Origin of the sequence: Shewanella sp. SR44-4 (genome assembly GCF_014163715.1) — a bacterium.
Classification (GTDB): Bacteria; Pseudomonadota; Gammaproteobacteria; order Enterobacterales; family Shewanellaceae; genus Shewanella.
Genome location: NZ_JACJDU010000051.1, coordinates 1 through 15,627, shown reverse-complemented (window position 1 = coordinate 15,627; position 15,627 = coordinate 1). Strand labels below are relative to the sequence as shown.

Sequence of the window (15,627 nt, the reverse complement as noted above, 5' to 3'; positions counted from 1 at the left end):
TGTCGCGACCTTAAAAAGTTAAAGTCATTTTAACAAAGTAACTTGGCCCTACCCGATAAGGGAATTGTAAGCTTTCTCCTTCATATTCAAGGTGGGCTGGGTGAAGTAAATTTTTCCCGTAGGCCGATAGTGTAGCCTCAGGCGTGATGTCCCAACTCACTCCAATATCAACACTATGATAGCTAGAAATTGTCTTTATACTTGTGCCGTTTTGACTTATTAAGTTAGTGCTATCGACAAAACGCCATACGAAGTTAACATCAACATCATCGGTAATATTCCAATCAATTATGGTCGACAACATATGCTCTGGTGCGTCGGTATTCTGATTTAAACTGTCACCAAATTCGCTTTGGATAAAGCTGTAATTGACTCTAAACTGAAGCGCATCCGTTGCAGCCCATAACGAAGATAACTCAGCCCCATAGTTATATCCGTCCAAGCTATTTCCAAATAGGTAATGTTGCGAAATGTAATTAGGAAATGTACTGAAATCTGTTGCAGCTATTGAAGTACTGCGCAGTTTGTCATAATCGTTATAAAACACGGTAGTATCAAAAGACCATTGGCTTGCCGGAATAAAACGATACCCCATCTCGTATGAGATAATTTCTTCGGATTCAAAGTTGTCGTTACCCGACACCCATACCTTAACCAGTGGGGCCTCGTCAGAAGGCGGTATATTCAGGCCATTTACAGATATATTATTTTCTAATCTTGACGGGGTTCGCACTGCTCGAGCAATAGAAGTCCATACACTGTTTTTTGCATCTAACTGCCATCTAAGACGAATATTGGGTTGAACTTCAAAACCAGTGTAATCATTACGTTCAAAGCGCGAAGCCAGAGTAAGCCACAACTCGTCTTTAACTAACATAATATCGTCACTGATGAATGCACTCCACAAATCAGTATTTGTCGAGAAAGCCTCACTACTTTCTAGAATAGGGCTGGAGCCGAGATCATCTTGTATATAACGATATCCTAATCCCCAAACAACATTATGATTTTGTCCAACAATTAACTGATGTTGAAAATCAACATCAAATGTTTCACTGCTTAAACCATATAAATTTTCATCTCTGTTGGCATAATCGTAATAAGTTTGCACACTATATTCAGAGGTTGCCGATAATGCTTTGGTGTACTTTGATAACAGATTAAAGCCATCACTTTTGACTTCGTCAGTATAATACTCTCGGTATAGCGGCGCGTCTGTTGATGCAATATTAGGTGCTTGCTGCATCTTCGACGTATAAAAGTCGCTGCTTAACGTGAGGCTTGTGTCTGTCTCAAGCTGAATATCAATGCGCCCACCTAATTGCAGATGCTGCCAGCTATTATCTTTGCCAGCATCAGCAAATGGTACCAGTAAATCACTCTCAAGATCATTTGGGTCAAGCTCAAACGAATCTCTTTCATGGCCTTTTAAATATACTCTCGACGTGACCTTGTCAGACAATGTCGAACCATAACGAAAACCAGCAAAACCTTGTTCATAATCTCCGGCACCTAGCTCTGCATAGCCTCCTAATGTGTCGGCACTGTGTTTGGTAATAATGTTAATCACACCATTAACCGCATTGGCGCCCCACAAAGCAGCACTTGGACCACGGATGACTTCGATACGTTCAATATCAGCCATGAGTGTGTCTTGTACTTCCCAATAAACACCGGAGAAAGCTGGAGAATAAAGGGTTCTACCATCCATCAATACCAATAGTTTGTTATTGTAGCGGCCGTTAAAACCACGGCTACCGATGGCCCATTTTTGTGAATCAATCTGCGCAACATGCAGCCCTGGCACATCGCGAAGTGCTTGTGGGATTGAGGTTGCCCCAGAGCGACGAATACTTTCGCTGGTGACGACATAAATTGCAGCGGGTGAATTAGATAAAAGCTGTTTTTGCTTTGATACAGAAGTCACTTCAACATTCATTAACTCTTGTAGACTGAGATCCAAAGAGTCTGATTCAGCCGCTATAGCTGTAGAACTTGCAAGAAAAATACATAACGCAGAATAACAAGCCATTTTCAGCTTTAACATATTCAATAATTCCTTCGTCAAGCTAAAGGCAGGCATGCCAATCTGTTGATTAAATAATTTACATCACACTTTCAACTTATTCGATTAAGTTGAAAGTGTGTTGCACAATAAACATAGCAATATTACCTCAACAACTCACGAAAAATGAACCGTCGAAGGTCTCAATTTTGAACTTATGCTAATTTTTGAGGACACAAATATAAATATCGGCCAATGCAACAATATCATTAGCAAGTTGCCGTTTTTGGGCTGCGCCGAAAGATTAAACATAATCGCTGATAGAAAGATTGCTCACGATAATATCGCGTCATGCTGCGATGTATTATGCTAAACGATAACCTTTTTTGCGGTGAACAATTAATGATGTTAACGCTTAACCTCAAGGGCTAATTTTAATACTTGGGAGCTGATCTTTAATCCTGACTTTTCTAACACTTGCATATTAACCTTGAATTGTAATCGCTTATCTTGCTCGACAATTTCAATCATCCCACCTTGCATTGCAAAACCGGTAATATCCGAAACCGTTAAAATAGCTTTATTCTCTACCGTCAATAATAAGCGATGTGTTATGCCTCTAGAATTAGCGTCAATAAAAACTACATCACACTGTTCGATTTTACTTGTGTCTGACAACTGAATAATCATGACAGATTGAGTGAACAGTGTTTTATCAGAGAGCCCCATAAAACTATCGTGATATTGATTGTTGAAATAACATATTTTCCACGCGGATTGTGCATCAAGACGCACTTCAGGCCATTGAGTAAACTTAGCAAAGTTATAGGTTAATGCCGCTTTTAACTCGAATACGTTCTGCGCCATAGAGACTCGCGGAAGCAAAATAGCTCCCACGACCAATAATGAATACAGTAACTGTCGACTTAAATTTGAGTTTTTCAATGCTGCTACCCTAAAAGGTCAAAGTAGCTTTAATATAATAACTTGGTCCCACACGATAAGGGAGTTGGTAACTTTCTCCTTCAAACTCAAGGTTTGCAGGATGAAGTAAATTTTTCCCGAATGCTGATAACATGACATCAGGCTTAACCTTCCAGTGCAGTCCTAAATCAACTCCGCTATAGCTATCAATTTCCTTAGTACTAAGGTCATTGATATTCAATACGTAAGCTTCATCAATAACACGCCAAACTAGATTAAAATCAACATTATCGCTAATGCTCCAATCCATCATTGTCGATATCATATGCTCTGGGGCATCAGTATTTTGACTTTGACTGGCACCAAATTCATTTTGAGTAAAACTATAATTTACTTTGAATTGGATAGTATCAGTTGCAGCCCACTGAGATGAGAGCTCGAATCCATAGTTATATCCATCAAGATCATTACTGAATGTTAAGTATTGCGAAATGTAATTGGGAAATGTGCTGAAATCTGTTGCACTGGCTGGAGCATTGCGCAATTGGTCATAATCGTTATAAAAAATTGTTGAATCAAATGACCATTTTTTAGCGGGCGTAAATCGATAACCTACCTCATACGAAATGATGACTTCAGATTTATAATCCTCGTTACCAGCCACCCATATACTGACCAATGGCGACTGAACTGAAGGCGGTATGATTTGTGAGTTCACCGATAGATTATTCTCTATCCGTGACGGTGTTCTGACTGCGCGTGCAACAGAGGCCCACAGATTATTTTTTTTATTCAACTGCCACATCAGGCGAGCATTCGGTTGGACCTCAAAGCCAGTGTAGTCATAGTGTTCAAAACGTGACGCTAACGTCAGCCACAACTCATCTTCGACTAACGTAATCTCATCACGAACAAATGCACTCCACAAATTGGTTCGTGTCGATTCTGGCTCGCTACTTACGATAATACTGCTTTGGTCGAAATCATCTTGTATAAAACGGTAACCAAGCCCCCAGACAATACTATGATTTTGTCCAACAAGTAGCTGATGCTGAAAATCAACATCAACCGTTTCACTACTAAATCCGTACCAGTCATCATCTCTTTTTGCATAATCGTAGTAGGCTTGAAGGCTATATTGAGAGGTCGACGATAATGCTTTAGTGAGTTTTGATAATAGATTAAAGCCATCACTGCTTATTTCATCACGGTTAAATTCACGATATGAAGGCCCAACTAATGATGGGTAATAGGAGGTCTGCTGCATTTCAGTACGATACACATCACTGCTCAACATGAGGCTTGTGCCCGTCTCGAGCTCTATATCAACGCGACCTCCAACTTGAAAATGCGTCCAGTCATTTTCTTTCTCGACTGTGGCTAATTGCTCCGCAAGAGCTCTATCGAGATCTTGCGAATTATACTCAAGCGAGTCTCTGCTATGGCCTTTTACATACACTCTTGATGTTGCATTGTCAGACAATGTGGAACCATAACGAAAACCAGCAAATCCTTGCTCATAATCTCCGGCCCCCAATTCTGCATAGCCACCAGATGTATCTGCACTGTGTTTGGTAATAATATTAATCACACCGTTTACTGCATTGGCACCCCACATCGCTGCGCTAGGCCCGCGAATAACTTCGATGCGTTCAATATCGGCCATAAGCGTATCTTGAACCTCCCAGTAGACACCTGAAAATATTGGCGAATACAGGGTTCGGCCATCCATCAATACGAGTAATTTGTTGTTATAGCGCCCATTAAAACCTCGGCTGCTGATAGCCCACTTTTGAGAGTCAATCTGCCCTACATGCAGCCCTGGTACATCGCGAAGCACTTGCGGGATTGAAGTAGCACCTGAATTACGAATATGTTCGCTTGTGATGACATAGATTGCTGCGGGCGAATTCGACAAAGACTGTTTTTGTTTTGATACCGAAGTGACTTCGACATTCAGTAACTCTTGCAGACTAAGATCGAGAGAGTTTGATTCGTTGGCAATTGCACTGTAACTAGCCAAAAAGGCTAATAGCACGGAATAAGAAACAAGGTTCAACTTTAACATTTTCAACAATTCCCTTATTAAGCTAACGACAATTGTGAGAGTTTACTGACTAAAGAATAAAAAGTTCACAATTAATTTACACGATTAACTTACACGATTAAGTTGAAAAAGTATGTTACAGGATAAGATATTAAGTAATTTTTGAGTGGTAGATCTTGTGCAGAACAATAAAAAATATTAGTGATCGAAATAATGACAAAAGAGTTTACCCATAAGGAAACCCTTTAATCAGCTTTTCGTTTAACGTCGTCCTGAATTCAGCATGTAGCATCGTTAAAAATGAGTTGGCCACTACGGGTTATTTGCACTTACGGGCAAACTTTAGTGCTTACGGGCAAACTTTATTGTCACTACACACAATTAAACTGCCAATCCTGCAGCAACACCAGAGCTCCAAGCCCATTGAAAATTAAATCCACCTAACCAACCACTTACGTCCATTACCTCACCAATGAAATACAAACCTGGTACCTTATTAGCTTGCATGGTTTTAGATGACAATTCATTGGTGTCAACGCCGCCTAAAGTGACTTCTGCGGTGCGGTAACCTTCGGTGCCATTCATGGTAATAGACCAGTCGTTTAAGTCGTTAGCGAGTTTTTCTCGCTCGCCGTGGCCGAGTTGGTTTAATGCTTTATCCAGTTGAGACTCGTCAAATAGTGTTTCAACCAAGCGTTTAGGTAACCACTGGCTTAAGGTGTTGCGTAGGCTTTGCTTTGGATGATGTTTCAGTGCAAATTCAATTTTATCTAACGCGTTTTCACCCGGTAATAAATTGATAGAAATAGCTTCACCTGGTTGCCAATAATTAGAAATTTGCAGTACTGCTGGGCCTGATAGACCACGATGAGTAAACAACAAGGCCTCGCTAAATTGAGTGCCGTCTTGGGCGGTAATGGTTGTTGGCGCGGCAATACCCGATAACGGCTCAAAGCGAACTTTTTGTTCGGCATGCCACGTAAATGGAACTAAACCAGCACTGGTTGATAACACCGTTAAACCAAATTGCTCTGCCAGCTTATAGCCATAAGGCGTAGCACCTAATTTGGGCATGGATAAACCGCCAGTCGCTATCACTAATGACTCGCAGCTAAAATCACCATTTGAGGTAGTTAAATTAAATCCTGTATCCGTTTTACTAACAGATAGCATTTCAGTACGCAGCTTTACCTTAACGCCGGCCCACTCGCATTCAGTCATTAACATGGTAACGATCTCTTTGGCTGAGTCATTACAAAATAACTGCCCATGCTCACGTTCATGGTATTCAATACCATGACGCTCAACCAACTCAATAAAATCGCTTGAACGATAGCGGGCTAATGCCGATTTGACAAAGTGTGGGTTGCCACAAATAAACTGATGTGGTTCAACTTTTTGGTTGGTAAAGTTACAACGCCCGCCACCACTGATAAGAATTTTTTTACCAGCTTGTTTGGCATTGTCTAGCACCAATACATCACGACCTCGATAGCCCGCAGTAGCAGCACACATTAATCCTGCCGCGCCGGCGCCGATAATAATTACGTCATGATGTTTCACGTTTTACTCCACACTTTAAATGGGTTGTTTTGTATTTAATTGATAAATATTAAATGCAAAAAAGGATGCTATTTTAGCATCCTTTTTAGTATCTATTCACGGTTAACTTAGCCGCTCTGTTGCACTATTTTTTCAGCGTTTCAGATTTCTTGTCTCGACTAAGTAACTCTTTTGCTGCTTCAACCGGTGCTTTACCTTGGTATAAGACTTGGTAAATTTGCTCGGTGATCGGCATTTCTACCCCTAGGCGCTTGGCTAAGGTAAACACTTCTTTAGTATTTCGATAACCTTCGACTACTTGACCGATTTCTTCTTGCGCGGTGATAACGTCTTTGCCTTGACCTAAAGCCAAACCAAAACGACGATTACGCGACTGATTATCGGTACAAGTTAATACTAAGTCACCTAAACCCGCCATACCCATGAAGGTTGATGCATCGGCGCCGATAGCTTCACCTAAACGGCTCAGTTCAACTAAACCACGAGTAATGAGTGCGGTACGCGCATTTGCACCAAAGCCAATACCGTCGGACATACCTGCACCAATGGCAATCACGTTTTTAACCGCTCCGCCTAATTGTATGCCGATAAAATCGTCATTTGCGTATACACGCAAGCGTTTTGGACTATGAAGCAATTCGACTAAGTCATGGGTAAACTGTGGGCAAGTACCCGCAACCGAAATAGCGGTAGGTAAACCAGCGGCTAATTCTTTGGCAAAGGTAGGCCCAGATAACACAGCTAGTGGATAATGTTCACCTAATTGCTCACGAGCAACATCTTGTAATAAACGGCCAGTTTCAGGCTCTAAGCCCTTGGTCGCCCACACAATACGTGCGTCGTCACGCAATAATGGTTTTGCTTGCTTAAGCACGTCACCAAATACATGGCTTGGTACAACAACCAAAATATTCTTGCTGGCGGCTAAGGCTTTGCCTAAATCAGCTTCGATGGATAAACAATCAGGAAACTGAATGCCAGGCAAAAAACGTTCATTACTGCGGCTTTCCGCTAATACTTGCATGCTTTTAGGATCGTGACCCCAAAGCAATGTCTTATGGCCATTGCTGGCTAAAGAAATAGCAAGGGCGGTGCCATAAGACCCCGCCCCTAATACCGTAATTTCGGCAGCGTTATTCATAAATTACGCAGTTGTTTCTTCAGTTGCAGCAGCTTGACGCTGTTGAACGTACTGAGCAAATAGAGCATCAAAATTCACTGGAGCAAGGTTTAGTTGTGGGAAAGTACCACGGCCAACTAAGTTGCCAACTAATTCACGTGCGTATGGGAACAATACGTTAGGGCAATATGCACCTAAAGAATGGGCAAGTTGTTGCTCAGTTAAACCCACAATCGAGAAAATACCCGCTTGCTGAACTTCACATAAAAATGCGGTGTCTTCGCCATTTTTAGCTGTAACAGTCAGTGATAAAATCACTTCGTATGTGTCGTCAGACAATTTGTTGCTGCGAGTATCTAAATCTAATTTTACTTCTGGGTTCCATTCTTTCTGGAAAACAGCAGGGCTGTTTGGCGTTTCAAAAGACAAATCCTTTGTATAAATACGCTGAATGTTGAACTGTGGTGCTTGTGCTTCGTTGTTTGCTACTTCAGCCATAATTTCCTACCTATCAATGTTATTTAGCTTTTCTGTGAAGCTAATTGTGTTGGGCTTTCACACTCAATGCATAAAGAATTAATCTAACATTAGTGCTATCCCGTAAAGTTGATCCAGCTCGATAAATGATAACGAACAAGATCTTGATAATAAACCGTGTTAACTCATACCCAAATTCGTTAACACTGAATACCATTAAGCAACCATATTAACGCTTGCTTTTCACTACTGGTAAATTAGCACCTTGCCATTCGCCCATGCCACCTTTAAGGTTAAACACGTTTTCAAATCCTTGTTTAGTAAGAAGTTGAGCTGCTTGTGACGATGTCATACCTGAGTTACATACTAATATAATGGGGCTAGTTTTAAACTTTTCAAGGCTAGTGACTTGATTATTTTTAATTTCTGATAAGGTCACATTGAGTGAATCAACAATATGGCCTTTCTTAAATTCTTCTTTGCCACGCACATCAACGAGTTTGGCATCTTGCTTATTCACCATGAGTGTTAGCTCTTGATGACTGACATTTTTCACTTTTGATGTACCAGATTTAATGACACTAACAACAAGTGCTACAAACAAGCCGACCCACGCTAAGCTTAACATTGGATTCGCTTTAAAAAATTCCATATATTCTTGCATAATTACTGATTTCTCTGACGATGACTAAGATGAGATGGCCTCGAGTATATCGTTTTGCTCGGCAGTTTTCATTAAAGAAACACCTAAAATAAACGGTTTACGCCGAGTTATTCGTGACTCGCCCCTCGTTATCAGCTGCTTTAGTTATATCTTCAAACCTATATGCCTTTTGCACACTATCGATAAGTAGTAATATTCATACAATTGAAATTTTATAACACTTCTATTTTAACTTAATAAGGTACTTGCAAATGGCTAAAAAACGTCCACTCGCATTACTTATCCTTGATGGTTGGGGTTACAGTGAAGACACGCAAGATAACGCGGTTTTTCATGCCAACACTCCTGTCTTAGATAAGCTCAATGCACAATACCCTCACAGTCTTATTTCAGGTTCTGGTATTGACGTCGGATTACCCGATGGTCAAATGGGTAACTCTGAAGTTGGCCACATCAATATTGGTTCTGGCCGAATTGTTTATCAAGAACTCACCCGCATCAGTAAAGCAATTGTAGACCATGAGTTTGAACAAAACGCAGCACTTTGCGATGCAGTAGACAAAGCCATTGCCGCAAATGGTGCGGTGCACATTATGGGGCTATTGTCTGCCGGTGGTGTACACAGCCATGAAGAGCACATTGAAGCTATGTGCCGTATGGCTGTTGAACGCGGCGCAACAAAAGTGTACTTACATGCCTTTTTAGATGGCCGTGATACGCCACCCCGTAGCGCGAAAAATAGCTTGGTCCATTTTGATGAGCTATTTGCTGAATTAGGTCATGGCCGTACAGCCTCAATTATTGGTCGATATTTTGCCATGGATCGTGATAATCGTTGGGATCGCGTATCGCAAGCCTACGAATTAATCACCGAAGCTAAAGGTAAGTTCGCTTATGCTTCGGCACCAGAAGCGCTTGAAGCGGCATATGCTCGTGATGAAAACGATGAGTTTGTTGCAGCATCTGCCATTGTTGATGCGCAAGGCGAAGCTGCCGTATTAAGCGATAATGATTCACTGATATTTATGAATTTCCGTGCTGATCGTGCTCGCCAAATCACCCGCACTTTCGTGAGTCCAGATTTTGACGGGTTTAAACGTAATAAAACACCAAAAATCAACTTTGTGATGTTAACTGACTACGCTGCAGACATTAATGCTCCGGTAGCCTATCCATCGAGTGATTTAGTCAATACTTTAGGCGAAACCCTGCAAAACCAGGGTAAGACCCAGCTGCGTATTTCGGAAACTGAAAAATATGCTCATGTGACTTTCTTTTTCAATGGTGGTAAAGAAGAGCCATTCGAAGGTGAAGATCGTATTTTAATTCAGTCACCTAAGGTCGCAACGTATGATCTGCAACCTGAAATGAGCTCGACAGAATTAACCGATAAATTGGTCGCCGCGATAGAATCTACAAAATATGATGTCATCATTTGTAACTATCCAAATGGTGATATGGTCGGCCATAGCGGTAACTTTGATGCCGCAGTTAAAGCTTGTGAAGCGGTTGATGCATGTATTGGTCGTGTCGTCGAAGCGTTAGCTAAAGTTGATGGCGAATGCTTGATTACTGCCGATCATGGTAATGCCGAAAAAATGAAAGATCCTTCTAACGGACAAGCATTTACAGCTCACACCAGTAACTTGGTACCGTTCGTTTATGTCGGTCGTGATGCCGTGATAAAAGATGGTGGACGCTTGAGCGATATTGCGCCAACTATGTTAACCTTAATGGGCCAAAGCATCCCGAAAGAAATGAGTGGACGCTGTATCATTGACCTTAAAGAGTAAACATTAACTCGTGATAACTCGTTTATTTATTAAAGCCAGCATTGTTGCTGGCTTTCTAATCTTTTCATTTACGGCAAATAGTGCTGATTTGTCTTCACGCCAGTCGGCTTTGAAGTCTATTCAAGCACAAATAAACCAACAACAAAATTCGCTCAAAGACACCTCAAGGCAACGCGAGAAGCTTATTGCGTTACTAAAAAGTGACGAGCAAGCGATTGCAAAAGCAGCTAAAAAAGTCAATCAATCACAAAATTCGTTGACTGAAGTTAACGCCAAACTTAGCAACTTGGATAAACAGCAGATAGATTTAGCCAAGCTTAAAAAAAGTCAGCAAGACACCTTATCAAAACAGTTATCTAGCGCTTATTTGGCAGGTAATCATGATTACACTAAGATGATGCTGAATCAGCAAAATCCGGCCACAGTTGAGCGCATGCTGGCGTATTATCAATTTCTCAACAATGCCCGCATAAAAGCTATTCAACAACTCAAGCAAACTAGCATTGATCTTAATAAAGTTAAGCAACAGCAAGTAACAGCAAAGCAAAAACTCAATGCTTTAGTGATAGATCAAAAGCAACAAGCGCTGCAATTAACCAAAGAGCAAGGCCAACGCCAACAAACATTGACTCAACTACAAAGAACCTTATCCAGTAAAGGTGCGGAATTAGAGCAACTGCAAATAGAAGAGGCAAGTTTAAAACGTATAGTGCAACAAGCAATGCTTGCCGCAAAAGCCAATCCAACCATGGATGGATTAGTCAGTCAAAAAGCCAAATTAAAATGGCCAACTAACGGCAGAGTGAGTAAACGATTTGGTAGCAACCGTTCTGGACAAATTGTTTGGAAAGGAACTGTACTTGCCGCACCTGAAGGACAAAATATCAATGCTGTGGCATCAGGAAAAGTTATTTATGCCGACTGGTTACGTGGTTTTGGTATGGTGTTAGTTATTGATCATGGTAAGGGTTATATGAGCCTATACGGTCACGCCCAAACACTATTAAGACAACCTGGGGATATGGTGAAAACTGGCGAGTCTATTGCGCTTGTTGGCCGTTCAGGTGGGCAAAGCGAACCAGGGTTATATTTCGAAATCCGTAATAAAGGTAAGGCTGTCGACCCAGCCTATTATTGTCGTTAATAGCAAAACACGTACTGCTAATATTCAATGGTTCAACGTATTACAAGGTATAGCATTATGCCTTGCCAAAGAAAGCGGTTAACGGCCCGATTAATTAGCACTATATCAACGGGTATAACTGTGTCTATAATCACGCCGTTATGTAGATATCATTGAACAATAAAACTCACACAACCAGATAAGCTAAATTCGTGCGAAACCTACTATTACTCCTACTATGCTTATGTAGCATCATGCCCGCTACAGCGACTAAATTAGCCATTATCATTGACGATATTGGTTATCGCCTAACTGACGAAGCAGCATTGTCATTACCCAATTCGATCACTTTATCGGTGTTGCCCCATACTCCGCTAGGACAAAAACTTGCGCAAGATGGTTATCATAAAGGTCATGAAATAATGTTACACCTACCAATGCAAGCCTTAAATGGCAAAGCTTTAGGACCTGGAGGGCTAACCAATGATATGAATGAGACACAAATTAAACAACAGTTACAAAGTGCGTTCTCTAATATCCCGTTTGCTAAAGGGGCTAATAATCATATGGGGAGTTTACTGACTCAAATGGATGAACCGATGTTATGGGTAATGCAGAGTTTAAAGCAGCAGCAGTTGTTTTTTGTCGATAGTTTTACCACTAAATATACCAAAGCCAGCAACAAAGCGATGCAGCTTGGAGTACCATCACTGAGAAGACACATATTTTTAGATAACGACATTAGTGAACGTGCGCTTGAACGTCAGTTTCAGCAGATGATTACGCAATCCAAACGGCAAGATAAGCTGGTTGTTATTGCACATCCTTACCCAGAGACCATTCGATTTTTAAACGCTAATTTAGCTCGTTTGAACGATAATGGCATCACATTAGTACCAACATCTCAATTATTTGATGATATGAATGTCACGACAGCAAGTCTGCCTAATCCAACTGCAACACTGAAATAGATAAGTCAGGTAGTGTAGATAAAATTTCCGTTTTATTGGATACAATATCAGCTAAGGTATATTGATCAAGTACCGCCAGATAAGCTGTAACAGCTTGACCCAACACGCCTTTTAATTGACATATTGGCGTAAATCGGCAATAAGGTGAGTCACAATCAATAGGTGATAGTGAATGCTCTAAATCACGGACCAATTGCCCAATTAACACCTCATCAGCAGCTTTTGCTAATCTAAAACCACCACTTTTACCTCTGACCGTCTGCAAATATCCCTTTTTTCCCAATTGATGGATAATCTTGGCTACATGGTTTGAAGAAAGGTCAAACACACTAGTCACTTCAGCTATTCGAAACAAACTTTCGCGTTCAGATTGCACCGCAAGATACATCAAAATGCGAATACCAAAATCTGTATATCGGGTTAATTGCATGATCTAAAATATCCAAGGTAAGTAATAAACGCAGATTAGCATGTTGAAGACTCTAAATCAGTGATCAACCATAAAGCTTGTTCATTTGTGGTGCCGCACACATCAATACTTGCACTAAACTCAGCACAAACATCTGGACGTTCTGGTTGACCAAAAATCATACACAGATTATCGGCATTTAATTGAATACAACGCACCCCAGCAGGTTTCCCCATTGGCATGCCTGGTATTGCACTAGTGATAGAAGGCGCAATGCAGCAGGCACCACAACCCAAACGACAATCCATAACTTTACCCACTAAATAAAAAGCACTGTATTTTACAAGAATGTACTCTTAACGACATGTTTAATTACATTATTGGTATCGAGAATAATTGAAATAGTCGCCGAGCTAAGGCAAGTTACTCTCGAGCATTTCTTCAACCACTATGCCATTGTATATTAGATCACATTTTTAGTTCTTAAGCATTAAGCACACAACAGTCATAGTGGTACATTATACCCTCTTATAGAATAAGGAAATTACCCATGAAACGTCCTGTAATTCTCGACTGTGATCCCGGTCATGACGATGCCATCTCACTTATTTTAGCGCTTAGCTCTACAAAGCTTGATGTATTAGCTGTCACCACCAGTGCCGGCAACCAAACACCAGACAAAACCTTAAACAATGCTTTACGTGTACTAACACTATTGGGTCGTCATGATATACCTGTTGCAAGTGGCGCCCTTAAGCCATTAGCTCGTGATCTGATCATTGCAGATAATGTTCACGGCGAGAGTGGTCTGGATGGACCCAAATTGCCCGATCCAGCCTTTGCACCTGTAGAACAAACGGCTATTGAACTGATGGCCGAAAAAGTGCGTAACAGTAAGCAACCCGTCACACTTGTTCCAACTGGACCGTTAACTAATATTGCGCTGTTTCTAGCTGCTCATCCTGAGTTACATCACAACATAGATAGTATCGTTCTGATGGGTGGCGCTGCAGGTGTGGGCAATTGGACACCAGCTGCTGAATTTAATATTTTTGTCGACCCTGAAGCTGCAGATATGGTATTCAAATCTGGCTTGCCAATCGTAATGTGCGGACTAGATGTCACCCACCAAGCCCAGATTATGGATGAGGATATTGAGCGAATTAGAGCCATTAATAATCCTATCGCGCAATGTGTTGCGGAACTACTCGACTTCTTTATGATTTATCACCGCGACCCTAAATGGGGATTCACTGGGGCACCACTACATGACCCTTGCACCATCGCATGGTTACTTAATCCATCACTGTTTACTACGGTTGATTGTTGGGTAGGTGTTGAAACTAAGGGGGAATATACACAGGGAATGACAGTGGTTGATCGCTATCAATTAACCGGTAAACCGCACAATGCAAAAGTACTGTTTAATATTAACCGAACGGGTTTTGTCGACTTTATCGTAGAACGTCTAAGCGATTACTAACAAACTCATGCCATGCAGATAAAAGTAACCTGCATGGTATATAACTGCGGATAACTATTAATATCATATTCGTTATCTGCAGTACCAATACCGAGCAAGTGTCTGTATTCAAACATTTTCCTCTGCTTAATTAGTTAACAATTAGTATTCCCTAAAACTAACTACAGCAATAAACAATGAACCAGCGGCCCATACGACAAAGACTATTTTATTATCTCTATAATCCACACCCAATAATAAATGGTACACAATCTCGATAAACTTTTAATCTAACTTAACTAACACTCAGCTTTTAGCTATGTATATCAATTTGGAGTTAATACCAATCCTATTAAATATGTGATCTTTCAGCGGGAGTTCAAAGTGCTGTAGGCAAGGCAGATTATTGAATCGAATAGTGATTCTCGGTAATAAGCTCCTGCGTTACTCTACCTCCAGCATCTGACCGCCATGGATGGTGGGGATGTCTTATTTTTTATGGAAAAAAATATACCATGCCGTCGTATTTTGAAAACATCTAACAAAGCATAAAGGACTTTGAAACCCGCCAGAATGGAGTCTCTCAGTTATTCCACTTCTGTGTTACATCGATTAAAAAGGCAACAACCATTTCTACATCAATGCGCCTTGAATTGAAAAACCTGAGAGACGCTGAACTGACCAGATATTTAATGAGATTGGTATAACACGTAAATTTCAGATACAAAAAAAGCCTCGTCGTTAGACGAGACTTTGATATCATGACAAAGCAGACAATGATAATAAGAGTGGACCTAAACCCCCGGCGTGACTGGTCACTTTCTATTGATTGAGAGTCAACCGTCCAAATAGATTGGATGAGTGCTAAGCAATACCGGGAACGTTATTGGACCAATTAAATTAATGCAGCGCTTGTGGCTGTTGATATCTGTTCGGGAAAAATCGGTAAGCTTCAGATACAAAAAAGCCTCGTCGTTAGACGAGGCTTCTATGTAATTGGCGGAGCGGACGGGACTCGAACCCGCGACCCCCGGCGTGACAGGCCGGTATTCTAACCAACTGAACTACC

Annotated in this window: 13 protein-coding genes; 4 read left to right on the top strand and 9 right to left on the bottom strand. The window is 41.0% G+C overall.

The genetic code is table 11. The annotated features are described in order from the left end of the window. Nucleotides 1-10: 10 nt before the first annotated feature. From H5125_RS18370 to H5125_RS18340, 7 genes are all read right to left on the bottom strand, one after another. Entirely contained in the window at nucleotides 11-2,047 is a 2,037-nt protein-coding gene (locus tag H5125_RS18370; RefSeq protein ID WP_182744954.1) for a TonB-dependent siderophore receptor, read from the bottom strand. Between the two features lie 366 nt (nucleotides 2,048-2,413). Continuing rightward, nucleotides 2,414-2,950 (bottom strand): YfiR family protein, encoded by a 537-nt coding sequence (locus H5125_RS18365; protein WP_182744953.1) that lies wholly within the window; start codon nucleotides 2,948-2,950, stop codon nucleotides 2,414-2,416. A gap of 10 nt (nucleotides 2,951-2,960) precedes the next feature. Further along, nucleotides 2,961-4,997, bottom strand: a complete 2,037-nt coding sequence (locus H5125_RS18360) for a TonB-dependent siderophore receptor (RefSeq protein ID WP_182744952.1) — start codon at nucleotides 4,995-4,997, stop codon at nucleotides 2,961-2,963. 360 nt (nucleotides 4,998-5,357) lie between these two features. After that, nucleotides 5,358-6,539, bottom strand: a complete 1,182-nt coding sequence (locus tag H5125_RS18355; RefSeq protein ID WP_182744951.1) for an NAD(P)/FAD-dependent oxidoreductase — start codon at nucleotides 6,537-6,539, stop codon at nucleotides 5,358-5,360. 124 nt (nucleotides 6,540-6,663) lie between these two features. Continuing rightward, nucleotides 6,664-7,680: an NAD(P)H-dependent glycerol-3-phosphate dehydrogenase gene (gene gpsA, locus H5125_RS18350; RefSeq protein WP_162024215.1), complete on the bottom strand. Its 1,017-nt coding sequence runs from the start codon at nucleotides 7,678-7,680 to the stop codon at nucleotides 6,664-6,666. A 3-nt stretch (nucleotides 7,681-7,683) separates the two neighbouring features. Continuing rightward, nucleotides 7,684-8,157, bottom strand: coding sequence for a protein-export chaperone SecB (gene secB, locus H5125_RS18345; RefSeq protein WP_162024216.1), 474 nt, complete (start codon nucleotides 8,155-8,157; stop codon nucleotides 7,684-7,686). Nucleotides 8,158-8,365: 208 nt separating this feature from the next. Then, nucleotides 8,366-8,800: a rhodanese-like domain-containing protein gene (locus tag H5125_RS18340; protein WP_101088677.1), complete on the bottom strand. Its 435-nt coding sequence runs from the start codon at nucleotides 8,798-8,800 to the stop codon at nucleotides 8,366-8,368. Nucleotides 8,801-9,051: 251 nt separating this feature from the next. Here H5125_RS18340 and gpmM point away from each other — a divergent pair, with 251 nt between their 5' ends. The 3 genes from gpmM to H5125_RS18325 all read left to right on the top strand — a co-directional run bounded on the left by gpmM (nucleotide 9,052) and on the right by H5125_RS18325 (nucleotide 12,687). Next, nucleotides 9,052-10,593 carry a 2,3-bisphosphoglycerate-independent phosphoglycerate mutase gene (gene gpmM / locus H5125_RS18335; protein WP_182744950.1) on the top strand — a complete coding sequence of 514 codons (1,542 nt, stop codon included), beginning with the start codon at nucleotides 9,052-9,054 and terminating at the stop codon, nucleotides 10,591-10,593. Between the two features lie 10 nt (nucleotides 10,594-10,603). After that, nucleotides 10,604-11,737, top strand: a complete 1,134-nt coding sequence (locus tag H5125_RS18330; RefSeq protein ID WP_101088679.1) for a murein hydrolase activator EnvC — start codon at nucleotides 10,604-10,606, stop codon at nucleotides 11,735-11,737. A gap of 191 nt (nucleotides 11,738-11,928) precedes the next feature. Next, nucleotides 11,929-12,687: a divergent polysaccharide deacetylase family protein gene (locus H5125_RS18325; protein WP_409085888.1), complete on the top strand. Its 759-nt coding sequence runs from the start codon at nucleotides 11,929-11,931 to the stop codon at nucleotides 12,685-12,687. On the opposite strand, the gene H5125_RS18320 is transcribed toward H5125_RS18325, so the two are convergent. Together H5125_RS18320 and H5125_RS18315 are read right to left on the bottom strand one after the other, a co-directional pair. Then, on the bottom strand, nucleotides 12,662-13,117 hold the full coding sequence (locus tag H5125_RS18320) for an Rrf2 family transcriptional regulator (protein ID WP_101088681.1): 456 nt from the start codon (nucleotides 13,115-13,117) through the stop codon (nucleotides 12,662-12,664). The two genes, H5125_RS18325 and H5125_RS18320, sit on opposite strands and share 26 nt — an antisense overlap. Nucleotides 13,118-13,152: 35 nt before the next feature. Next, nucleotides 13,153-13,404, bottom strand: coding sequence for a YkgJ family cysteine cluster protein (locus tag H5125_RS18315; RefSeq protein WP_011639430.1), 252 nt, complete (start codon nucleotides 13,402-13,404; stop codon nucleotides 13,153-13,155). Nucleotides 13,405-13,646: 242 nt separating this feature from the next. Between H5125_RS18315 and rihA the strand changes: the two genes are divergently transcribed. Continuing rightward, nucleotides 13,647-14,579, top strand: a complete 933-nt coding sequence (gene rihA, locus H5125_RS18310; RefSeq protein ID WP_182744948.1) for a pyrimidine-specific ribonucleoside hydrolase RihA — start codon at nucleotides 13,647-13,649, stop codon at nucleotides 14,577-14,579. Nucleotides 14,580-15,627 lie beyond the last annotated feature (1,048 nt).